Below are 21717 nucleotides of genomic sequence, written 5' to 3'. Positions count from 1 at the left end.
AGATGCGAAAAATATGTCTATCAATGACAATTGAACGGTTATCTCTTTTGATATATTTTGTATTTCCCTGTATTTATTGATAGATGATTGGTTAATAGAAATAATAAAAACAACATCACAAAACATAAAGAGATAATCCAATAGCCTTCCGTTATCACAAGCAAAAATCCCGCTATAATCACTAATGATAGGAACATAAAGTACACACTTAATTTTTTTAAAGTGTCAACTAACGAAACTGGTCTCACCTTAATTTTAGTAACAGACAATCCTTCATATTTAATTATTTTCAGCATGGATTTCTTTGATTGAAAAGACCAAAATACTCGAATTATCAAAGCTGGAAATAGTGTTATAAGTAACAGCATAAATATGTAACGACTTGATGGAATCATCATAACTGTATTTCCAACTTCAATAAGTTGGCTATTTTCTATACTTGTTGAAGCATAAAAAAGAGTTAATAACTTGGGTAATACTATATTAAAAATTAAAATCATTAGCACTATTAAAATACTGCTTAACACTTTTCTATTTTTAGTTTCAACTCGATGAATTAGCAAATCGTCAGCTTGGCTTTTATTTAAGATGTACGCTTTTTGTGGCATTAGCCAATTTAATCCGAAAAAGAAAGAACCTAAGAATGAACTATCTTTGTCAATTAAATAGTAATTTGATTGAGAATGTATTACATTATAGCGACGGTTATTATAATGAGGTTTTGCAGCGGTAAACTCCAGCTTTATCACATCCAATCCATTTTAATATTGTTTTACTTTAGTTTTGGAGAAGTCTAATCGTCTGTACCATGTATATAGGAAGAGTCAACAACCATAAAGTTATTGACTCTTATTTGTACGTTTAATTCTTCCAATCTCTTAGTCTTTTATCCGAAAACGACTACCATAGGGAAATAAATAACTTCTATTCATAAATATAAAAATAAGTACACTTAAAATAAAAACTACAATGAAATCAAACAGATAAACAATCGTTATATAGATTATCCCTACTGCAATCATAACTATCAAAATCAATCGAATCATACTATGCTTCTTGTAATATGTAGAAATACTCTCTTTCTCAATCTCAATTGTTACATTGTAACCTACTCCAAATAATACTTTTCTAAGTTTATGCTTATTGTAGAACATAATGACAGATCTAAAAATAAGCAAACAGCCAAACGTTATCAGTAAATAGATTGCACGTTTATCTAGTTCAGAAGTAACATCAAGCTCTTGAAAAAAAATAGTCGATAGTTTGTAAACTGGTCTGCCAACAAACATCGATATAGCAACAGTAGCCATAATACCATACTCTTTTTGACCATTAGACACTAGCTTACTAAACATTCCTTTATCTATCTCAACTGCTCTAAAAGGGAAGAACCAAACTAAAGTAGGTAAAAAATAAGCCAAGACATTGCTATCCATATCAATTAAATAATAGTTTGTATCTAGTTCAGCTAGTTTGTACCTTTTATTTGTAGATTCATAAACTTTCATTACATCTACAAAATAGTAAGCCTAGGATACTTTATATCAGGCAACGCTTCTTCAATTTTTTTCTGAAAAGCTTCTTCTTGTTCTGATTTAAAACCTTCAAAAAGGACTTCTTCAATATCTTCATGGTTAAAAAAGAAACTTTCTTGATCTTTTACCCCTTCTGGATATAAACAAGCAAGATATTCAAAATATCCTATATTTCCCTCATTATTATACAAAGGAAATCTAGATGTTAGCATTAAAAGATGTGTTCCTTTTTTTAGTTTTACAACACTGCCTAGCGGTAAAAGTTTCATAAATTTATTTCTCCTTTATTATCGTATAAGATCGATTTTTTGTTTTTTTCAATATATCTATACGCCTTTATTCTCTTTAACGGTGAGACAACCCCTATAAAAAAAGTAAAAAGCGTTGTGAAAAAGAATGATGCAAATAATAATAATAACGAATAGGTTTTAAAATAGATTGGAAGCAAACAGATCAACAACATAACAAAGAGAAAAATAATAAGAAAGAAATTATTTTTTGATTGCTTCTTCCCTTTAACAAGATAACTTGTTAGCTCCTCTTCATCAATGTTAGTTAAGTATTCTAATTTATTTTTATCACTATTAGCAATTTTATTCACTAGGATATTAAATATAATTCCACCTAAGATACCGATAATTAGAATTAAAGTTACTAAGGTAATAGGAGCCAATGAAGCTTTAAAAAGAATGTTGCCAAATAAGGAATAGATAACCACTCCTAAAAATCCAGAAATCAACGTTGACTTATATGAAGTCCTCCCAATTTCAACAACAACTAATTTTTTTGTCAATGTATCTAAAAATATGCTCTTACTCCCTGCTTCACCATTGTAAATAGTGATGTATCTTTTCCACATTATAGCTTCCTCACCCTTCTAACCAAATGCATTGCCTAAACCTCCAAAGAAGCCGCCCACTGCATTTCCAATACCTTCTCCAAGTTTCTCTACTCCAGTTTTTATTGAATTTCCTAATTCTTTTGCATCATTCCAAATTTTTTCTTTATTGTCATATAACTTGTCAAATGCCCAACTACCAACTGCTCCTATACCTATACCTGCTACAAATCCAATTACTGCACCTGCTGCTGTTCCTACAACAGGAATTGGGATCGCTGTCCCAATTGCAGCACCTATAGCAGCTCCAGTTTCTCCAGCAGCCCAACCTATAGCAAGATGTCCAGCCGTTTTAACAGTGGCGTCTCCAATATTTTCACCTTGAATCATTTGACTAGTAAAATCAAAGATTCCACCTAACAATGGAATACCATATTTACCTGCACTAGCCAGATGTTTTCCTTGCGAAATTATTTTTGATGTCACTTGTGATACTCTAGGATCAACAATTATAAAATTGCCTCCCCTTATAGCCGCAGTTATATAATTATACCAACCGCCCAATCTCATAGTTGCATTTCCACTAGTTTCCAAAATTAATCCAGCAAAGTCTAAAGGTGCTCCATCTGTTGCATTACCAGATATTTCATTCCATGCTTCTGACACTTTATCCCAAAAACTTTTTGGCATTTCTTTATCAGGATTATTACCTGCTAGCTCAATTAATTTAGCTAAATCATCTTTGGTAAGTTTTGGTTTCGCTATTAATTTATCTAACTCTCTTTGGTTAAATTTTTCAGTTGCTACCTTTGCCCAATCCAACGCTTTCCCTTTAGGAACCAAAAACGTCCCAGTCGCAGGATTAAAACCACTATTCGCCTGTTGCAAGCCTTGCGACAACATCGAATAAAAACTATTCACCTCATCAAAAATAGCAGGAGATGTCCCATTAAACGTTATTAATTTCTCTAACTTCTTCTCTAAATCACGTTTCGTCGTCTCTAACGACTCAATAATCCGCCGATTCGCTTGTTCCAACGGATTCGTTCCAATTGGAAGCTTCGGCAAGCCTCGATTAATACTCTCCATATTAAGAATCGACGTATTGATTTGCTGAATCCGTCTTTCTAATTCGTCTGACTTCAAATCAATACTATCAACCTCAGATGTATATTGATCCACAAATTTTTGACAGGCTTCTGCTGTCATGTCTGCGCCTACTTCGGCACCTTGAACTAAAGGTTGGATCACTGCCGCAAAGAATTCCTTGGCAGAGTCATAGCCTTTACTTGATAATTCGCCTGCACTCATAAACTGTTGATTGCTTTGCATCAAAGAAGTGTAACCTTGTGCTAATTGGCTACATGCACTTTTAACACTAGACGCTTGGCTTCTCGCTTGACCGAGGTACATATCAATACTCATGCTGTTCCGACCTTTCTTCTTTTGTTTTTATTTCTTGCCAATGTAAGTCTTCTTGTTGATCCTCTAACGCTCTTGTTTGTTTTTTTAGTTCTTGCTGTTGCTCTTCAAAAAAATCTTGAACGCCTCGGCTTTGCCAGTTGATTTGTTCGGCCATATCTTGATACAACCTATCTGTCTGGCTTTGGGTAAATTCTTCTTGTAATTCATTGAATAATTGCTTTTGATAGAAAAAATATTCTTCGTAGTGTTCTTCTGTTTTACCGATGTCACGTTCTAAGTCTTCAAGTTTTTCTTGTTCACGTTCGAGTTTGATTTTTTGTTGGTTGATTTCTTCAAGGTTGGACATAATTTATTCCTCCTTTCAGTTTAAGGAAGCATTTGGTTATATTTGATTTGAGCGATTCGTTCATCAACTGCTTCGAATTCGGCTGCCACTGACCGGATATTATTACTTGCTTGGGTAATGGCTTGGACAAGTGAGGTGTTGAAGGTCGTAAGTTGCGAGATTGCTTGTTGCGTATTGCTATTGCCTGCAACGGTCGTTTGGGTATCTTTTGTGATCGTTGTCCCTTGATTTAGAGAGCTCACGGATGATGCTATAGAAGTAGCGACGGCTTGTGCTACTGCGGAATTACTGTTTATATCTTTTGGCATAGCTTATCCTCCTATGGTTAATAGTTAGTAAGATTGTATAATAGTATATATATTTAATTGTAATTCTTAAATAACTCAATGTAAATATATAATTTTTAAATGTCTCATATAATTAATTAAAAGGATTTTATAACCTACACAAAACAACCTAACTCTTATTTAGTTTTTAAATCGTACAAAAAAACAGCTAGCCTAGAAAATGTCCATTTTCCAAACTACCTGTTTCGTTTATTTACTTCTCTACCTTGATCAAGTCCAGCACATCTTTTGGATTCCCTACATCTACATTCACTACTCTTACGTTATCCAAAATATCTTGCGTCATTTTAGCTACAAATTCAGGATTATTGGCATTTTCCGCACCGATTTGCCAATGACTTGGCACGGGGTATACATTGATCGTTCCGTTTCGATTGCTTGTATAAACGATTTGTCCTTCAGCGCTATAACCACCGTAAAGCATAATGGCATCCGTTGGGTACGTAGCGCTCCCTTTATCATACGGGTTGAGAGGTGTTCCTGCAGTTATTACTTTCGCATTCAGTTCCGACGGTTTCACCCCAATCAACGTTAACCATACACGAGCATATTCAATCTGATCATCTGAATAGCCCAACAACATTTTATCGTCTCCTGTCTCTTGTTCTCTCGCTTTATCTGCTTCTACTTTAGCTTTTTCTAGCGCCTTATTGACTTCTTGTTCAGCAGCTTGCTGTTGTTGAGTTAAAGCACTGATCTGACCTTGAGTATCGATCATCGCTTTCATTAAAATTAATTTTGCAGTAAATGTCGTTTTCAATTCATCATTTTTAACCTTTTCAATTTCTTCATTTAAAGCATCATAGTCACTTTGTCGGACAGTTTCTTTTGGCACATTTCCATCAAAGGATTCGTTGAGTAATTTTTTGATTTTCTCTACTTGCTCCACTTGCTCTGTAGCATTTTTAAGGATAGAATCGATTGCTTCTTTCCATTTCCCTTTTAGCGCTTTATTTTCTGAGACTGTTTCAGTGACTTCAGTAATTTTTCCTTTCGTCAAGTCTACTGAAATCGGCAGTTCCTTTTTGATTTTGTCTCCTTTGATTGCGTGTTCTTTTGAGCTGAATAGCTCATTTGTTTCTGTTTGTATTTCTAATTTTGTATTGGCTAGAACAACCTTTTTCTGCAAGTTTTGAATATTTTTTTCTGCTGTATTGGCATTTATTTTCTTGTCATACTGGCGCTTTAGTTTTTCGATTTCTATTTGATTCTTTAAAAGCTTGTCTTTTGTTTCTTTGATGGTTGCTGGTTTAATTTCTTTGCTTAGAAAGTCTTGTTTTTCATCAAAAAATGCAGCTACTTCTTTATAAAGAATGCCGTCCTTGATTGTTTCTTTTTCGATAGTTGTTAAATTGTCTTGTGCGGTGGTGATCATTTTCTTTTCCTTTGCTTGTTGCTGAAACACAATTACCCCAATCACGATGGCGACAAGTGCTACTACTCCAATAGAAATCCCCAAAACTTTTTTCTTCATTTTTACCCCACTCCTGTTCATTATTGAAAATAATTTATTTTGTCTTCTCCTCATTAATAGTTTAGCATATTTATCTACTCTGTCATTTTAATTTCGAAAAAAAGTATAGATAATAAAAAAATAAGAGCCCTCATTAAATGATCGCTCTTACTTTAACTATTTATTAGATTAATTGAATTTTATTTTACCTCTTCTTCAAAAGTTATGTCGCTACTTTTTAATTTATCCCATAACCCAAACTTTTTTTCTGGAAACATTCTCTTAATATCCTCTTGATAGAATGAACCATCCCTCGGTTCTTCATAATAAGCTACTTTGTAGCCATTCTTTTGTTTTTCAAGTGTATAAATTACAGGGGAATTTGAGCCATAAACATCTTGTCCAGATTCATTAAGCCCTAAAACTTTTTGGTTGAGATAAACGATTACCCTTTCCTTATCGATATCTTGCCCATAAAATGTTAAAGTCAATTTGATTTTTTTAACTTCTGGACTAGCTTGTACTGTTTCAGAATTAAAATACGTTTCTGCTTTCATATAATTAAAGATCGTTTCTCCGTATTTTTTTCGTTCTGATTTATTAACCGATTCAACATTTTCACCTGTTTTTCGAAACGATAAGCTGATCACGGCCAAAATAATACCTATCACTAACAGCCCTATCTTCTTTTTCATTCCCTTTTCTCCTTATTTTTCTTACTAACTTTATTTACAATTTCAAAGCCTTTATCCTCAATCGCCGATAGTCCGCTTCCCAATGATCCTTGTTCCACAATTTTGGCTTCAACTCTCGCGCCATATTCTCAAGAACCTTCTCTTTCTGTTCTCCAGACAATTTCTCTAACTCAGCAGCGCAAAACTGTGCCATCCACTCACTCAAACCAGACCAACCACCTTTAAGCGGTGTCGACCGTTCATATTCCAAAATTTTCGCAACCTCAAAATGATTTTTTTCAAGTAAAACACGATACTCCTCAACCGAAGTAAAACAAAACGGCTCCTCCAAAGGTACGCCCAGCACATTTAACTCATACCCAAAAGCTTCTCTAATCGCCAGAACATTCCCTACTGCACCAAACTCACAAATCAACTGTCCATTGACCTTTAGATGCTCACCGATATTCTTCAATAACAAATCTTGATCAGGAATCCAATGAAAAACTGCATTTGAAAAAACTACATCATACAGCCCGATTTGATCCGACGGATTTAAAATATCTTCCTGTAAAAATGTCAACTCAGGATAGCTCTCTTTTGCTTGATTGATCATATTTCCCGATTGATTGATTCCCGTCACTTCATGCCCAAGTTCCTCAATTTGCTTCGTCAATTCTCCCGTTCCACAACCAATATCCAACACTTTTTTCGATTCTTTCGGCAATAATTCCAACAAACTTGCGCCATATTTAAAAACAAAATCATGTGTCGTATTATATTTTTTCGCATCCCATTCCATTGATTCTACACTCCTAACGATGTAATGAAAAGAAGCTACACCGAAATTTATTCATCGATGTAGCCATTTTCCTATTACTTATTGCCAATATGCTGGTATCTTCGCTTCATAAGCCGCAATCTCATCATCGTGCGTCAAACTGATGGCAATATCATCCAACCCATTCACCAACTTGTGTTTCCAAGTGCCATCAATCTCAAAGGAATATGTTCCATTCGGTGTAATGACTTGTTGTTTCGGCAAATCGATTGTGATCGTTTCATCAGCTCCAAGGTTTGCCAATGCATCCAATTCAACATGTTTCAACACAATCGGCAATAGTCCATTTTTCGTCGCATTCATATAAAATATATCACTAAAACTTCCCGCAATCACCGCTCTAAATCCATAATCATCCAATGCCCACGCCGCATGTTCTCTTGATGAGCCTGAACCAAAGTTATCTCCAGAAATCAAAATGGTCGCTTCTTTATATTGTGGTTCATTCAACGTAAAGTCTGGATTTAGTGTACGGTCTGGCAAATAACGCCATTCATCAAATAAAAACTCGCCAAAACCTGTTTTTTCGATTCGTTTTAGGAATGATTTTGGAATGATTTGATCGGTATCGATATTGTCATTCATTAGTGGAACCGTGGTTCCTGTATGTTGTGTAAATGCCTCCATTATGCACCAAGCTCCTCTCTAATGTCTTTAAATGTTCCTTCTATTGCAGCAGTTGCCGCCATCGCTGGGCTGCAAAGGTGAGTTCTCGCACCTTTTCCTTGACGTCCTTCAAAATTCCGATTGGACGTTGATGCGCAGTGAACGCCTGCTGGTACTTGGTCTGGATTCATGCCTAGACACATGGAGCAACCTGGTTCTCTCCATTCAAAGCCTGCTTCGGTGAAGATTTTATCCAAACCGATTTTTTCAGCTGCTTTTCTTACAGGTCTTGAACCTGGTACTACGATTGCTGTGATACCTTCTTTGACTTTTTTACCTTTGACAATACGAGCTGCTTCTTCCAAATCAGATAGACGACCGTTGGTACATGAGCCGATAAAGACGTAGCCGATTTCGATATCTGACGGACGTTGTCCTGGTTTTAGATCCATATAGTTATAGGCACGTTCGTCATTCATGTCTTTGATTTCTGGAAATGTACCTGTGATAGGAATGCCCATTTCTGGATTGGTGCCCCATGTGACAAATGGCACCAATTCGTCTGCATTTAATTCAAGATTGGTATCATAAACAGCATCTGGATCGCTTGGTAGTTTTTTCCAATCAGCAATCGCCGCATTCATATCTTCTGGTGCATATTCTCTGCCACGCACATAGTCAAAGGTTTTCTCATCTGGCGCCATCATGCCCATTTTTGCGCCACCTTCGATGGCCATGTTACAGATAGTCATTCGTTCTTCCATCGTTAGATTTTCGATGGTTTCCCCGTAAAATTCAACCGCATGTCCAACGCCAAAATCAACACCATATTTTGCAATCAAAGCTAGAATAATATCTTTAGCATACACGCCTTTTGCAAGTTTTCCAGTGATTTTGACCCCCATTGATTTTGGTTTATTTTGCCAAATACATTGTGTGGCAAAAACGTGTTCCACTTCACTTGTACCGATACCAAACGCCAAAGCTCCGAATGCGCCATGAGTTGCGGTATGAGAGTCGCCACAAACAATGATCTTTCCTGGTTGTGTCAAGCCTGTTTCGGGACCTACCATATGCACGATTCCTTGACGGTCACTGCCGTTATCGCAAAGTGTTACACCAAATTCTTCACAGTTTTTCTGTAAGGCTTCGATTTGTTTTTTTGCTACCAAATCTGTGATATTAAAAATATCTTTCGTGGGTACATTATGGTCCATCGTACCAAAGGTTCTATCTGGTCGGCGAACTTTTCTGCCCGCTTCTCTAAGTCCTTCAAAGGCTTGTGGTGAGGTTACTTCATGGATTAGATGAAGATTGACATATAATAGTTGTGGTTCTCCAGCAACGCCTGATACCACATGTTGTTCCCATAATTTATCAAATAGTGTTTTTCCCATATTAAGCACCTCTCACTTCTTTTATTACGGCTTCGGTAAAGTCTGTTGTAGTAGCTTTACCACCTAGATCCGTTGTTAGAATTCCTTGATTCATCACACGATCACAAGCTTCTTCGATTTTTTTTGCTGAGCTTTCTAAACCAAATGATTGACGTAACATCATCGCTACTGACAAAATCATCGACATTGGGTTAGCAATATTTTGATTAGCGATGTCTGGTGCTGAACCGTGGATTGGTTCATATAATGATGGACCAAATTCACTGTGACTAGCACTTGGCATCATGCCCAATGATCCTGGAATCACTGATGCTTCATCACTTAGGATATCACCGAATAGATTTTCTGTGACGATCACGTCAAAAGCTTTTGGTTTTTGGATCATGACCATTGCTGCTGAATCGACTAATTGATGTTCTAAAATACAATCTGGAAATTCTTGTGCGACTTCTTCTGCTGTTTGACGCCATAATTTACTTGTTGCTAGTACATTGGCTTTATCGACAGATGTGACTTTTTTATTTCTAGTACGGGCGATTTCAAAGGCTTTTCTGATAATGCGTTGGATCTCAGCTTTTGAATAGGTACATAGGTCAGAAGCTTCTGTTTCCCCTAGTTGTTTTTCACCGAAGTAGATCCCACCTGTTAGTTCACGAACGACTACAAAATCAACGCCTCGAACATTTTCTTCTTTTAAAGGAGATAAGTGAACTACTGCATCTGGCACGGAAATCGGACGGATATTTGCAAAAAGTCCCAAAGCTTTTCTTAAACTAAGCAAACCTTGTTCGGGACGTTTTGGCGCATTGTCCCATTTTGGACCGCCGATTGCACCCAGTAGGATTGCATCTGCATTTTCGCAAGCTTTTAAGGTTGCTTCTGGTAGTGGATCGCCTTGTTCATCGATACCCGCACCGCCAAAGGCAAAACGTTCAATGTCAAAATCTAGATTATCTTGAATCATGATTTCAGCTAAAATGTTTAGTGCGCTATCCATGATTTCTGCTCCGATGCCATCTCCTGGCAATGTTACGATTTTTTTAGTCATTAGGCTTTCCTCACTTCTTTTTGAAATTGTTCACTCGCTTTGACGTAGGCTTTTGCTGAAGCCTGTAGGACATCAAAATCAATGCCGATGCCATTAAACAGTTTATTATTTTCAGTATCTGCTAAGGTCACATGAACTTCTGCTTGTGCATCTTCACCGCCTGTGATGGCTTTGATGTAGTACTCTTGTAGTTCTGGTTTTTGTACAAATATTTTATCAATAGAATTATAGATTGCTTGGATACTACCTGAGCCGATCGCAGATTCCGTCTTGTTCTCATCTTCACCTGTATTGATGGAAACGATCGCACCTTGGCTACCATCAGAAACGTATTGTAGTTGAACACGTTCTAAACGATAATCTTCACTGCATTCTTGCGATTGTCCAACCATTAGCGCAATCAAATCGTCTTCTGTAACTTGTTTCTTTTTGTCTGCTAACGATTTGAAACGTTTGAAGGCATCTTTTAGTTCATCTTCTGTTAGTTGGTAGCCTAGTGCTTCCATTCTAGTAGCAAATGCATGGCGACCGGAAAGTTTTCCTAGCGGCAATGAGTTTTCGTTTACACCAACGAGTGATGGTGTGATGATTTCATAAGTATCTGGATTTTTTAGTACACCATCTTGATGAATACCTGATTCATGAGCATAAGCATTCGCTCCAATGATTGCTTTGTTTCTTGGTACCGCTACGCCAGATAGACGACTGACAAGATCGCTGGTTCTTTTGGTTTCGTTCAATGTGATATTACTTTGTGCTTGATAGAAATCTTTTCTGATATATAGCGCCAAGGCTACTTCTTCAAGTGCGGTATTGCCAGCTCGTTCGCCGATGCCGTTGATTGTTCCCTCTACTCGACAAGCCCCATTTTCGATGGCTGCTAAGGCATTCGCCGTCGCCATTCCTAGGTCATCGTGACAATGAGAAGAAAAAATGATTTCTTGGTCGCTTTGAATATTTTCTAGCAAAAATTTGAATAATGCACCGTATTCTGTTGGGTTAGAATAACCAACTGTGTCTGGGACATTGATGATAGTAGCTCCTGCATCGATAGCGGTTTGAACGGCTTTTAATAGAAATTGTTTGTCTGTTCTCGTCGCATCTTCTGGTGAAAACTGAACTTTCTCAAATTTGGTTTTAGCATAACTAACATGTTCTTTAATAGAAGCAATCACTTCATCTGGTGTCATTTTTAGTTTAAATTCCATATGCACTGGGCTTGTTGCTAGAAATACATGAATTTGCGGGTACTTAGCATTTTGCAAGGCTTCATACGCACGATCGATATCAGCTTTTTGGCAGCGTGCCAGACCCGCAACGGTCATTTTTTCGGCGTTTTCTGCGATTGCTTTGACTGCTTCAAAATCACCAACTGATGCAATCGGAAATCCCGCTTCGATCGTATCAATGCCCCATTTTTCTAGTTGTTTGGCGATTTGGACTTTTTCTTTAGTGTTGAAATTTACTCCTGGTGTTTGTTCACCGTCTCTTAGAGTGGTGTCAAAGAATTGGATATTTTTCATTTTTCATACGTCCCTTCAAATTTTTCATTTTTTAATTATTAGGTTAAATGAAACGAATGAGGCTTCTCTCTCTTCGCTCGCCAAGTATTGCGCATCATCAGCTCTGCAAGCAGTCGCTGTGATTTAGACGAATGAAACTTCTCTCTCTTCGCTCGCCAAGTATTGCGCATCATCAGCTCTGCAAGCAATCGCTGTGATTTGCAATAAAAAAACATCCCACGAATATGGGATGTTCTGTCATCCCGTTCATGCAATGCGTAAACAGGACTCTCAACCTCTGACAAGAAAAAGCTGTGCTACAGCTGGTTTCTAGAAATCAGTGTGATGAGTCCTTCAGTAATAATAAGAATGTAATTGTCGTTGTTTGTTTTTTCATCATCTTCAACATCCTTTATTGTCAGAATTTTTTAATAATTCAAACTATAGTGTTAAAGATACAGAACTTTTAAATCAAAGTCAATAGTTTTATGAGAATTTTTTAAGAAAGTCAATTTTTAATTGGTTAAACATGAAACCTAAAAAAGAGCATAAACTAACTACAGTCTATACTCTTCAAGCCTTTTATTCGATTAATCCAAGTTTAGTTTTCTAAACGTGCAAATTTTTCCAACAAACGAATCATCTGACAGACAAACCCATATTCATTATCATACCATGCAACTGTTTTAACTAGCTGAGCCTCTCCTGCTGTTGTCACTTCAGTTTGTGTAGGATCAAAAATCGAGCCCGCAGTTGAACCAATGACATCACTGGAGACAATTTGCCGATCATCATAATCAAAAGAAGGATTATCTACTGTATGTTTTTGAATGGCTTCATTTACTTGTTTAGCAGTTACTTTTGTTTTAAAAATAGACACTAATTCTGTTAAAGAACCTGCTACAACGGGAACACGCTGGGCATGACCTTGTAATCGTCCATTTAATTCAGGAATGACTAACCCAATCGCCTTCGCTGCACCAGTGGAATGAGGAATCGTATTGACTGCAGCTGAACGAGCAGCTCGTAAATCTCCCCCTTTATCTGGTCCATCCAACAACATCTGTGTTGAAGTATAAGCATGAATTGTCGTCATTGTGCCAACTTCGATACCAAATTCATTATTTAGATGATGAGCCATCAATGCTAAACAGTTGGTTGTACAAGATCCTGCAGAAATAATGGTATCTTTTGAAGTCAGTATATCATCATTGACATTATAAACTATCGTCTTCATATCACCTGCAGGAGCTGAAATTAGAACACGTTTTACCCCTGCTTCTACATGTGCTTGCGCTTTTGCCTCCGAGGTGTAAAATCCTGTGCATTCTAAAACAATCTCTACCCCTTGTTCTTTTACCCAATTTAACTGACGGGCATCCGCTTGTGCGTAAATCTTAATTTCATGACCATCCACAACAATCCCATCTTCTGTCGCACTAACTTTACCATTGTATGCTCCATGAGTTGAATCAAATTGCAATAACTGAGCCAACATTTTTGGGCTAGTCAAATCATTGATTGCTACCACTTCAATTTGATCCGATACCTCTTTGATTCTGCGAAACGCCAAACGTCCAATACGTCCAAATCCATTGATTCCTACTTTTATTGTCATAGTAACATTCCTCTCTTTTTTATATTCAATTACGATTTAAAAAATTTACAGACAAAACGTCGGGTAGTTTCTTTTTTTATTTAGATTATTGACAACTAAGGCAATGACTACAACGACCACAGAGCCGATTAACACAGGTGCAAATAGAAAATTCCAACCCGTCAAAAAACCAACCTCCTTTAAGGGCTATTATAGGTCAGCCCGAACTAACCTGTCAACGTATTTTTAACAGGTTAGTTATTAGCATTAATAATTGACTTATGATAAAATCATACTTGATTAAAGAGGAGGGAGTCTTTTGTCTCATTATTTTCCGGATGTATCTGATTGTTTACTATTAGATTTCATCAACACAAAAATTTCAAAAAACGGCAAAATCACAGAATTGATCGCCTCAAAAAGTGATTTAGCTAACTGGTTTGATCACGAAATTAAAAAAAATAGTCATTACTCATATCAATTATCACTATTTAAACCCTATTTTGAAAAAGCCGATAATTATTCTACACTCATTACTTTTAGAGATTTGCTACATGAAAAATTATCTGCATTGATTATTGGGGAAAATCCTCAAAATGAACTATTAAATTTGATTGAAACAGTAACAAAAGCATCTCCTTTCAGTGTAGAGATCGTTAATGATACCTTATCACTCATACCAATAACGATTGATTTTCATTCATTTAAATCATTGATTTTACTAGATTTGGCTCAACTTATTGCTAGTGGTGATATTCATAAACTAAGTCGCTGTACTAATCCTGAATGTGTATTGCTATTTTTGGATCTTACTGGGCGTAGAAAGTGGTGCTCAATGAAAATTTGTGGAAATCGTCATAAAGTCGAAGCTTTTACAAAACGAAAAAAGCAAACGTTAAATAAGCAAATATAAAAAAGGTGATACAAAACATATAATTGTTTTGTTCACCTTTTTTCGCTATATTTTTTCTAACGCTTGTTCCAAATCCCTCAGAATATCTTCAATATTCTCGATCCCGATGGATAAGCGAATTAATTCTGGAGAGGTTCCGGAAGCTTTTAATTCTTCCTCGCTTAATTGAGAATGCGTTGTTGAAGCAGGGTGGATAATCAATGATTTTGCGTCACCGACATTGGCTAAAAGTGAAAATAGTTCGACATGATTGATCAAGTTTTTCCCTGCCTCAGCTCCACCTTTCACCCCAAAAGTAAAGACTGAACCTGAACCTTTTGGCAAATATTTTTCTGCAAGTGAATGATAGTGATTATCAACTAAACCTGGATAATTGACCCATTCGACTTTTGGATGCTTATTCAAAAATTCAGCAACGGTTAGAGCATTTGCTACATGACGTTCCAATCGCAATGATAATGTTTCTAACCCCAAAATCAATAAGAAGCTATTAAATGGTGAAATCGCAGCTCCAGTATCTCTTAATAACGACACCCTTAAGCGAGTGATATAAGCTGCGGCTCCTACATCTTTTGTATAGGAAAGTCCGTGGTAACTTGGATCTGGATCAACTAATTTTTGATACTTCCCGTTGCCCCAATTGAACTTGCCTGAGTCAATAATGACTCCACCTAAAGCAACACCATGTCCCCCAATAAATTTTGTCGCAGAATAAACAACTATATCCGCACCAAAGTCAAACGGACGATTTAAATAGGCTGTTGCAAAAGTATTATCAACGATCAATGGAAGTTCATGTTGATGTGCTATTTTCGCAATAGCTTCTAAATCGGCTACATTCGTTATTGGATTTCCAATTGTTTCTACAAAAATGGCTTTTGTATTTTCTTTGATGGCTTCTTCAAAATTCGCTAATCGATCTGGATCAACAAAAGTTGTTGTGATCCCAAACTCTGGTAATGTGTGAGCAAATAAATTAAACGTTCCACCATATAGCGTTGAAGCTGAAACGATATGATCGCCACTACTTGCAAGATTCTGAATCGCGTAAGTAACAGCTGCTGTTCCAGAAGCTACCGCCACCGCTCCGACACCGCCTTCTAATTCATTCAAACGATCTTCTAACACTGCTGTTGTAGGATTGGTAATTCGAGTATAGATATTTCCAGCTTTAGACAACGCAAATTTTTCGGCTGCATCTTGCGTGTCATCAAATGTATAAGATGTTGTTTGATAGATTGGAACAGCTCTTGCATTAGTCTCTTTGTCTGGCGTGTGCCCACCATGGATTTGGATTGTTTCGAATTGATAGTCAGTCTTTGTCATTATGCTTCATTCCTTTTCTATTTTTTATTCTATTTATCTTTTTTACGTTTTTGATGCGCATGTCACCTTCTTGCATAATGACCACCTCTTTCTACTATTCTCATTAAAAAGGAACTAAAAAAGCCGCCCCCTACTAGCATTATGCTAGCAAAGGGCGACTGTCGCGGTACCACCTTTATTGGAAATTATTTCCATCTCGATCCAAACGCCGAATTTCTTCTTGATTTGGTGCCTTTTTAACGGGAGCTACCGTAAAAATCAAAATGATTTTTCCTCTCCAAGATCATTTTCGACAAGTGTTCATTACTTTCTTTCACCAAACGAAAGCTCTCTACTTCTGGCTGAATTAAAACAATCCGCTAGATTCCAATGTCTGCTTGTTTACTCTTCTTTTCAATGAGTTTTTTTTATTAAAACTAATATTAGAACATCCTCATTTTATTGTCAACTTTTTTCTATTATTTTCATTTTTTCTAAATATTTCTTGGTAATTGAGTATCCTATTTCTCTTTCTTCCCATTTTTTATTATAATTAGAGAAATTGGAGGTCGATTTAATGTCAACGAATAATGAAAAAGTAGAATTACTTTTATCTTATCTATCTGAGATTCACACAAAAAGCTTAACGTTATATGATTTAGTCACTAGCCGTCCACGTCCTGAAGATACACGTATTCTTTTAAATATTAACGAGGTATTCACTTACTATCACAGTGTACGTGTGTTTTACTACAGCAACAGTGAATTGACTGCGGCGCAAGTTCACCCTTTTTTTAAAGCCTTTGAAGATTTCTATTTTGAATTGAAACAAGTCTTTCTCCTTGAAGAAGATGATAGCATTCTACTTTATAATAAGTTAACAGCTATGAAAGATTCTTTTGAGCAGTTGACGAATGATTTTAATGTTTTATAATAGAGTAGACAACAGGTAAAGAAGGTGCCCAAATGGATCAAAGCGAAGTCGTAGATCGCTTGCGCGAAGAGTTGGAAATTCCATTTTTTAATGGAACAATCGAAGAGCGTGAATACACAGAAGAGGAATACCAAAAGATCAAATCTGATCTTGTTCAGTATTTTGATGATTATGTTCGTAATGTAGAAAATTGATACGGATAATTGTAGTTAGATCTTTAATGACTAAAGCAAAACACTTAAGTTTTGTTTTAGTCTTTTTTCTATGTTTTGAAGTATTTTTTTATCATTTAACAAATAATCCCCTACGTAACGGTTAATTCAAACATATATAAAATAACTCCATTTATTTTAAAATACAAAAAATAAACATATATTAATAAAATGATAAAAAAGGTTAAAAAGTAAAAATAAAAAACCACCGGCTGAAAAGGCCGATGGAAAAGGAGTATTACTCAATAAGAGTAAAATGAAAAATAAAAAGGTTGTTGTTGGTATGAATATATAATACAACACATTTTTTCCTTTGTCTACTAAAAATAACATTAAAATAAAATTAAATCTCGCTTTTTTTTGTCATTTTTCCATTTATTTTTTTATTTTTTCAACAAAAGATTACTCATTCGAGTGATTGCAAATGAAATATCATCTGTTGCTTTATCTTGTTTTTCTTCTGAGTTGTTGAATAAATCAATATCTATGCCTTTTTCAGGGTCTAAAGATAAAATCATTTCGTTACATCCAGCTAAATACTCGATATATGAACGTTCGAATTTTTTGTGGATTCCCATTACGCGTGCTGGTGGACGTAATTGAGAAACTTTTTCCAACATTGTTGTGTATTCTTTCGTTCCCTCTTGGAAAATACGTTGAATTTCTGCGATTCTTTCTGGTGCTAATTCAGTCGCCTTGCCTTCATCGATTGCTTTACGAACTTCTTCGTAATAATCGTTCATTTTTTCTCCGACTTCCTCTGTTTCTTTTACAATATCATTGATGTTTTGAACATAATAGCCTAAATTTGGTTTCACTGTCTTTCCTACTTTCTTTTAGTAATCACTCAATTTTACACTTTTTCATAGGTGAATGACAAGAAGAATTTGTAAAAGAATATTTTTCTGCTAATTTTAAGACAAAAAAAACTACAAACACTTTCTGTTTGCAGTTTTTTTATAGATTTATTTAATTTCATCACTTGTTTTGATAATTTTAGATATCATACCATAGTCTTTGGCTTCATCCGCTGACATCCAGAAATTACGATCCGTATCTTTTGCAATTTTTTCGTATGTTTGACCTGTCGCTTCAGCAATCAAGCGATTCACACGTTCACGCATACGAATGATTTCTTTGGCTTCGATTTGAATCTCGGTACTTTGCCCTTGAACGCCCCCTGCCGGTTGATGGATCATGTAGCGTGTATTTGGTAAGCTGTATCTGTTTTTTGCTTCAGCAGCTAGATAAATCGTAATACCCGCACTTGCTACCCAACCTGTTCCAATCACAATCACTTCTGGTTTTACAAATTTAATCATATCATGGATCGTGTCACCTGCTTCAACGTGTCCACCTTGGCTATTAATAAAAATTTTGATGGGTTCATCTCCCATTGCGGCAAGCAACAATAATTGCGAAGTCACTTCTCGGGCTAAATCTTGATTGATTTCACCGTAAATCAAAATTGTTCGTTCTTCAAAAAGTTTTTTCATAAACGCATTAGGTTGTTGTTTTTCTTCTGCTTCTTCGTTTTCATCTAAATAATTCATATTTGATAACCTCCATATTTTAAAGCTACATATCTATATTAATAATACCGTAATCTGAAAATTTGTCCACTTTTTTGACTTGTTTTGACCTTGAAAAATCCTTTAGTAAAATCAAAGCCTATAAAGCCCCAAAAACTAGTCAGAAGACCCATTCAATGATAGATTTCTTCACTATTTTATATGATAAAAAACTGAAACAACTCTGTTAAGAACGAGCTGTTTCAGTTTTTTGATTATTTAGTATGGTGTTAGCTTTTACCCATTCGGCGTTGAACAAATTTTACGATCTCAACAATTGGAATAATCGCAAATGATGTTCCGGCAACGATTGCCCATTGGTAACCATCTAAAGAAGTTACGCTGAACAAGTCATTAAATCCTGGAATTAGAATCGTTGCTGCTAGTAATAAGAACGACACTAGAATTGCCCAGTTAAATGATTTGTTTCTGAACAAGCCAACTTTAAAGATTGATTGGTAAATAGATTTCACGTTGAATGCGTGGAACAATTGGATCAATCCTAATGTGGCAAAAGCCATTGTCAATGCATCACCGTGTTGTAAGTCATATAAAGCTGTTGCTGATAAGTTAGGCATATTTGCTGCTGTGTGTGCTGGGAATTCGATCGCCATTTTATACACGATCAGAGTCAGCGCACCTTGAGTGATCCCTTGATAGATTACACTACTCAAGACACCACCAGAGAAGAAGTTTGATTTCTTCCCACGAGGCGCATGGCTCATCACATCACGTTCAGCAGGTTCTACACCTAGTGCAATTGCTGGGAAAGTATCAGTTACTAAGTTGATCCACAATAAGTGAACTGGTAATAACGTATCCCAAGCTAACATTGTTGCAATAAAGAGTGTTAATACTTCCCCTAAGTTGGCAGAAAGTAGATATTGAATCGTTTTTTGAATATTTGAGAAAACCTTACGTCCTTCTTCAACGGCTACAATAATTGTCGAGAAGTTATCATCTGCTAAGACCATATCAGAGGCACCTTTTGATACTTCTGTACCTGTGATCCCCATCCCAATACCGATATCAGCTGCTTTCAAGGCAGGCGCATCATTCACACCATCACCTGTCATCGCAACAACTTTACCTTCTTGCTGCCATGCTTTAACGATACGTACTTTATGTTCTGGAGAAACACGAGCATAGACTGAATAGTGTTCAACGACTTTGGCAAATGCTTCGTCAGATAATTCGTTTAGTTCGGCACCTGTAATTACTGCATCGTCATCGCCTTCTTTAATAATACCTAGACGCGCTGCGATTGCTTCTGCTGTATCTCTGTGGTCACCTGTGATCATGATTGGACGAATGCCCGCTTCTTTGGCCACTTTCACGGCTTCCGCCGCTTCTTTACGTTCTGGATCGATCATTCCCACAAGACCCGCAAAGACTAAGTCTTTTTCAACTAAATCAGAATCCATTTCAGATGGAACTGCCTCTACGATTTTGTAGGCCATTCCTAAAACGCGTAATGCTTGTTTCGCTAATTTTGTGTTAGTCGTTAAAATTTCTTGATGTTGTTTATCATCCATTGCTAGTGTTTGACCATTTAACAGAACTTGCTTACAACGTTTGAGTAATTCATCTGGAGCACCTTTTACCGCAACTAGGAATTTACCATCTGCTAATTGGTGAACCGTTGTCATCAATTTACGATCTGAATCAAATGGAATCTCCGCTACACGAGGCTCAGCTGCAACTTTTTCTATTACATTGAAATCATGATCTAAACCATATTGTACAAGTGCTGTCTCAGTTGGATCACCAATCAACGAACCATCTTGTGCGATTTTTGTATCATTTGTATAGTTCATGATTTTTAATGCCATATTATCCATTGCAACAGCATCTGTTGCTGGTTTTACTTCGTTATCTGTGTAAAGAGCTTCAACCGTCATTTGGTTTAATGTCAATGTACCTGTTTTATCAGAACAGATAATATCTGTGCTCCCTAATGTTTCAACCGCTGGTAATTTGCGGACGATAGCATTTTTCTTGGCCATTTTTTGTGTTCCTAGAGCTAAAATGATGGTAACGATTGCTGGCAAGCCTTCTGGAATTGCTGCAACAGCTAATGAAATCGATGTTAATAACATATCGATCCATGTACGTCCGTTCATCATACCGACAACAAACATAACAGCTGCGATCACTAAAATTGCAATCGTCAACATTTTACCTAATTGATTTAAGTTTTGTTTTAATGGCGTTTCTGTTTCTTTTTCGTTGGCTAACATGCCAGCAATTTTACCAACTTCTGTATTCATACCTGTTCCAACAACCACACCGACTCCACGACCGTAAGTGACGTTACTGTTTGAATACGCCATATTGATACGATCACCGATACCGATATCATCAGATGTTCCTTCTAGAACGATTGCTTCTTTTTCAACTGGTACCGATTCACCAGTCAAGGCTGCTTCTTCGATCTTAAGACTAGCTGCTTCTAGTAAACGTAAGTCAGCAGGCACAACATCTCCTGCTTCTAATAAAACGATGTCTCCTGGAACTAATTCGTCACTTTTAACTGTGATCACGTGACCATCACGACGAATATTCGCATTCGGTGAAGACATTTCTTTCAAAGCTTCAATTGCTTGTTCAGCTTTGGCCTCTTGGATCACACCGAAGATAGCGTTTAAGATTACAACAAGTAAGATGATGATGGAATCAACAAAATCACCTGAGAAGACTGCGGAAATTACTGCAGCAAATAGTAATACGATGATCATGAAATCTTTGAATTGTTCAAAAAATTTGACAACAATCGATTTCTTTTTTCCTTCATCTAGTGCATTAGCACCATAACTCTCTAACCTTTTTTTGGCTTCTTGATCTGACAATCCAACGACCGTCGTATCAAACTTTTGTAAGACCTCTTCATCTGTCTGCGTGTAAAATGCTTCAGATAATTGAACCTTTTTCTCTTCTGACATGCTCTTCCTCCTTATAATTTACAGCTACTTAAATCTATTTTACTTCATAATAGCAAAACGAACACGTTTTTGAACTTATGGGTTCGTAGCAAAACGAAAAAAAATAGACCTCTGTATGCTAAATAGAACATACATAAGTCTCACCGTTTAAGACAACACCAGAAATTTCTTTCGGAGTTGGTGATGTTGTCGCAGCTAGTGCCGCCAGTTACTCCCTCATGAAATAATAAA

General features: G+C 36.4%; 23 protein-coding genes and 1 other annotated feature. Of the genes, 3 read left to right on the top strand and 20 right to left on the bottom strand.

Features of this window, described 5'->3' with window-relative positions; genetic code table 11:
• Positions 1 to 38: 38 nt before the first annotated feature.
• The 16 genes from AC4BB5_RS06075 to AC4BB5_RS06000 all read right to left on the bottom strand — a co-directional run bounded on the left by AC4BB5_RS06075 (position 39) and on the right by AC4BB5_RS06000 (position 13795).
• Positions 39 to 749 carry a DUF443 family protein gene (locus AC4BB5_RS06075; RefSeq protein WP_490458473.1) on the bottom strand — a complete coding sequence of 237 codons (711 nt, stop codon included), beginning with the start codon at positions 747 to 749 and terminating at the stop codon, positions 39 to 41.
• A gap of 129 nt (positions 750 to 878) precedes the next feature.
• Positions 879 to 1508, bottom strand: a complete 630-nt coding sequence (locus tag AC4BB5_RS06070) for a DUF443 family protein (protein WP_490458472.1) — start codon at positions 1506 to 1508, stop codon at positions 879 to 881.
• Between the two features lie 5 nt (positions 1509 to 1513).
• A complete protein-coding gene (locus tag AC4BB5_RS06065; RefSeq protein ID WP_086312304.1) occupies positions 1514 to 1804 on the bottom strand; it encodes a DUF4176 domain-containing protein in 291 nt (96 codons plus the stop codon).
• Positions 1801 to 2394: a hypothetical protein gene (locus AC4BB5_RS06060; protein ID WP_490458471.1), complete on the bottom strand. Its 594-nt coding sequence runs from the start codon at positions 2392 to 2394 to the stop codon at positions 1801 to 1803. Before AC4BB5_RS06060 ends, AC4BB5_RS06065 begins: the two co-directional genes overlap by 4 nt.
• Before the next feature lie 18 nt (positions 2395 to 2412).
• Positions 2413 to 3798, bottom strand: a complete 1386-nt coding sequence (locus AC4BB5_RS06055; protein ID WP_490458470.1) for an LXG domain-containing protein — start codon at positions 3796 to 3798, stop codon at positions 2413 to 2415.
• The gene (locus tag AC4BB5_RS06050; protein ID WP_490458469.1) at positions 3788 to 4144 is read right to left on the bottom strand and encodes a DUF3958 family protein; all 357 of its coding nucleotides are present in this window, start codon (positions 4142 to 4144) and stop codon (positions 3788 to 3790) included. Before AC4BB5_RS06050 ends, AC4BB5_RS06055 begins: the two co-directional genes overlap by 11 nt.
• A 20-nt stretch (positions 4145 to 4164) precedes the next feature.
• Positions 4165 to 4452: a TIGR04197 family type VII secretion effector gene (locus tag AC4BB5_RS06045; protein ID WP_490458468.1), complete on the bottom strand. Its 288-nt coding sequence runs from the start codon at positions 4450 to 4452 to the stop codon at positions 4165 to 4167.
• Positions 4453 to 4684: 232 nt separating this feature from the next.
• Entirely contained in the window at positions 4685 to 5965 is a 1281-nt protein-coding gene (locus AC4BB5_RS06040; protein WP_490458467.1) for a YdeJ family lipoprotein, read from the bottom strand.
• A gap of 179 nt (positions 5966 to 6144) precedes the next feature.
• On the bottom strand, positions 6145 to 6639 hold the full coding sequence (locus tag AC4BB5_RS06035) for a hypothetical protein (RefSeq protein WP_490458466.1): 495 nt from the start codon (positions 6637 to 6639) through the stop codon (positions 6145 to 6147).
• Between the two features lie 34 nt (positions 6640 to 6673).
• Positions 6674 to 7420 (bottom strand): class I SAM-dependent methyltransferase, encoded by a 747-nt coding sequence (locus AC4BB5_RS06030; RefSeq protein WP_490458465.1) that lies wholly within the window; start codon positions 7418 to 7420, stop codon positions 6674 to 6676.
• Between the two features lie 78 nt (positions 7421 to 7498).
• The gene (leuD, locus tag AC4BB5_RS06025; RefSeq protein ID WP_490458464.1) at positions 7499 to 8086 is read right to left on the bottom strand and encodes a 3-isopropylmalate dehydratase small subunit; all 588 of its coding nucleotides are present in this window, start codon (positions 8084 to 8086) and stop codon (positions 7499 to 7501) included.
• Complete coding sequence (gene leuC / locus AC4BB5_RS06020; protein WP_490458463.1) at positions 8086 to 9462, bottom strand: 3-isopropylmalate dehydratase large subunit; 1377 nt, start codon at positions 9460 to 9462, stop codon at positions 8086 to 8088. The genes leuD and leuC overlap by 1 nt, the downstream gene beginning before the upstream one ends.
• A 1-nt stretch (position 9463) precedes the next feature.
• Positions 9464 to 10510 (bottom strand): 3-isopropylmalate dehydrogenase, encoded by a 1047-nt coding sequence (gene leuB, locus AC4BB5_RS06015; protein ID WP_490458462.1) that lies wholly within the window; start codon positions 10508 to 10510, stop codon positions 9464 to 9466.
• Positions 10510 to 12033: a 2-isopropylmalate synthase gene (locus AC4BB5_RS06010; RefSeq protein WP_490458461.1), complete on the bottom strand. Its 1524-nt coding sequence runs from the start codon at positions 12031 to 12033 to the stop codon at positions 10510 to 10512. Before AC4BB5_RS06010 ends, leuB begins: the two co-directional genes overlap by 1 nt.
• Before the next feature lie 580 nt (positions 12034 to 12613).
• Complete coding sequence (gene gap, locus AC4BB5_RS06005; RefSeq protein ID WP_490458460.1) at positions 12614 to 13630, bottom strand: type I glyceraldehyde-3-phosphate dehydrogenase; 1017 nt, start codon at positions 13628 to 13630, stop codon at positions 12614 to 12616.
• Between the two features lie 45 nt (positions 13631 to 13675).
• Entirely contained in the window at positions 13676 to 13795 is a 120-nt protein-coding gene (locus AC4BB5_RS06000) for an HPP family protein (RefSeq protein WP_490458459.1), read from the bottom strand.
• Between the two features lie 133 nt (positions 13796 to 13928).
• On the opposite strand from AC4BB5_RS06000, the gene AC4BB5_RS05995 reads away from it, so the two are divergent.
• Positions 13929 to 14522 carry a CGNR zinc finger domain-containing protein gene (locus AC4BB5_RS05995; RefSeq protein ID WP_490458458.1) on the top strand — a complete coding sequence of 198 codons (594 nt, stop codon included), beginning with the start codon at positions 13929 to 13931 and terminating at the stop codon, positions 14520 to 14522.
• A 45-nt stretch (positions 14523 to 14567) separates the two neighbouring features.
• Here AC4BB5_RS05995 and AC4BB5_RS05990 read toward each other — a convergent pair whose 3' ends face one another.
• Positions 14568 to 15848, bottom strand: coding sequence for an O-acetylhomoserine aminocarboxypropyltransferase/cysteine synthase family protein (locus AC4BB5_RS05990; protein ID WP_490458457.1), 1281 nt, complete (start codon positions 15846 to 15848; stop codon positions 14568 to 14570).
• A 147-nt stretch (positions 15849 to 15995) separates the two neighbouring features.
• Positions 15996 to 16254, bottom strand: a binding site (T-box leader).
• Positions 16255 to 16404: 150 nt separating this feature from the next.
• On the opposite strand from AC4BB5_RS05990, the gene AC4BB5_RS05985 reads away from it, so the two are divergent.
• Positions 16405 to 16761, top strand: a complete 357-nt coding sequence (locus tag AC4BB5_RS05985) for a hypothetical protein (protein ID WP_490458456.1) — start codon at positions 16405 to 16407, stop codon at positions 16759 to 16761.
• A gap of 32 nt (positions 16762 to 16793) precedes the next feature.
• Entirely contained in the window at positions 16794 to 16955 is a 162-nt protein-coding gene (locus tag AC4BB5_RS05980) for a hypothetical protein (RefSeq protein WP_490458455.1), read from the top strand.
• 401 nt (positions 16956 to 17356) lie between these two features.
• On the opposite strand, the gene AC4BB5_RS05975 is transcribed toward AC4BB5_RS05980, so the two are convergent.
• The 3 genes from AC4BB5_RS05975 to AC4BB5_RS05965 form a co-directional block, all read right to left on the bottom strand.
• Positions 17357 to 17791, bottom strand: coding sequence for a hypothetical protein (locus AC4BB5_RS05975; protein WP_490458454.1), 435 nt, complete (start codon positions 17789 to 17791; stop codon positions 17357 to 17359).
• 147 nt (positions 17792 to 17938) lie between these two features.
• The gene (locus tag AC4BB5_RS05970) at positions 17939 to 18526 is read right to left on the bottom strand and encodes an ATP-dependent Clp protease proteolytic subunit (protein ID WP_490458453.1); all 588 of its coding nucleotides are present in this window, start codon (positions 18524 to 18526) and stop codon (positions 17939 to 17941) included.
• 248 nt (positions 18527 to 18774) lie between these two features.
• On the bottom strand, positions 18775 to 21486 hold the full coding sequence (locus AC4BB5_RS05965) for a cation-translocating P-type ATPase (RefSeq protein WP_490458452.1): 2712 nt from the start codon (positions 21484 to 21486) through the stop codon (positions 18775 to 18777).
• Positions 21487 to 21717 lie beyond the last annotated feature (231 nt).

The sequence above is a fragment of the Enterococcus sp. AMC1252 genome, assembly GCF_058216515.1.
The sequence above is the reverse complement of the archived record's forward strand: the minus strand, read 5'-3'. Positions and strand labels throughout refer to the sequence as shown.

Excerpts from the sequence above, each read along its gene's own strand:
- AC4BB5_RS05965 (WP_490458452.1), bottom strand. The coding sequence starts at position 21,486 with ATGTCAGAAGAGAAAAAGGTTCAATTATCTGAAGCATTTTACACGCAG.
- AC4BB5_RS06050 (WP_490458469.1), bottom strand. The coding sequence starts at position 4,144 with ATGTCCAACCTTGAAGAAATCAACCAACAAAAAATCAAACTCGAACGT.
- AC4BB5_RS06070 (WP_490458472.1), bottom strand. The coding sequence starts at position 1,508 with ATGAAAGTTTATGAATCTACAAATAAAAGGTACAAACTAGCTGAACTA.
- AC4BB5_RS06035 (WP_490458466.1), bottom strand. The coding sequence starts at position 6,639 with ATGAAAAAGAAGATAGGGCTGTTAGTGATAGGTATTATTTTGGCCGTG.
- AC4BB5_RS05990 (WP_490458457.1), bottom strand. The coding sequence starts at position 15,848 with ATGACAAAGACTGACTATCAATTCGAAACAATCCAAATCCATGGTGGG.
- AC4BB5_RS06010 (WP_490458461.1), bottom strand. The coding sequence starts at position 12,033 with ATGAAAAATATCCAATTCTTTGACACCACTCTAAGAGACGGTGAACAA.
- gap (WP_490458460.1), bottom strand. The coding sequence starts at position 13,630 with ATGACAATAAAAGTAGGAATCAATGGATTTGGACGTATTGGACGTTTG.
- AC4BB5_RS05970 (WP_490458453.1), bottom strand. The coding sequence starts at position 18,526 with ATGAATTATTTAGATGAAAACGAAGAAGCAGAAGAAAAACAACAACCT.
- AC4BB5_RS06045 (WP_490458468.1), bottom strand. The coding sequence starts at position 4,452 with ATGCCAAAAGATATAAACAGTAATTCCGCAGTAGCACAAGCCGTCGCT.
- AC4BB5_RS06055 (WP_490458470.1), bottom strand. The coding sequence starts at position 3,798 with ATGAGTATTGATATGTACCTCGGTCAAGCGAGAAGCCAAGCGTCTAGT.
- AC4BB5_RS06040 (WP_490458467.1), bottom strand. The coding sequence starts at position 5,965 with ATGAAGAAAAAAGTTTTGGGGATTTCTATTGGAGTAGTAGCACTTGTC.
- leuC (WP_490458463.1), bottom strand. The coding sequence starts at position 9,462 with ATGGGAAAAACACTATTTGATAAATTATGGGAACAACATGTGGTATCA.
- AC4BB5_RS06030 (WP_490458465.1), bottom strand. The coding sequence starts at position 7,420 with ATGGAATGGGATGCGAAAAAATATAATACGACACATGATTTTGTTTTT.
- AC4BB5_RS06065 (WP_086312304.1), bottom strand. The coding sequence starts at position 1,804 with ATGAAACTTTTACCGCTAGGCAGTGTTGTAAAACTAAAAAAAGGAACA.
- leuB (WP_490458462.1), bottom strand. The coding sequence starts at position 10,510 with ATGACTAAAAAAATCGTAACATTGCCAGGAGATGGCATCGGAGCAGAA.
- AC4BB5_RS05980 (WP_490458455.1), top strand. The coding sequence starts at position 16,794 with ATGGATCAAAGCGAAGTCGTAGATCGCTTGCGCGAAGAGTTGGAAATT.
- AC4BB5_RS06060 (WP_490458471.1), bottom strand. The coding sequence starts at position 2,394 with ATGTGGAAAAGATACATCACTATTTACAATGGTGAAGCAGGGAGTAAG.
- leuD (WP_490458464.1), bottom strand. The coding sequence starts at position 8,086 with ATGGAGGCATTTACACAACATACAGGAACCACGGTTCCACTAATGAAT.
- AC4BB5_RS05985 (WP_490458456.1), top strand. The coding sequence starts at position 16,405 with ATGTCAACGAATAATGAAAAAGTAGAATTACTTTTATCTTATCTATCT.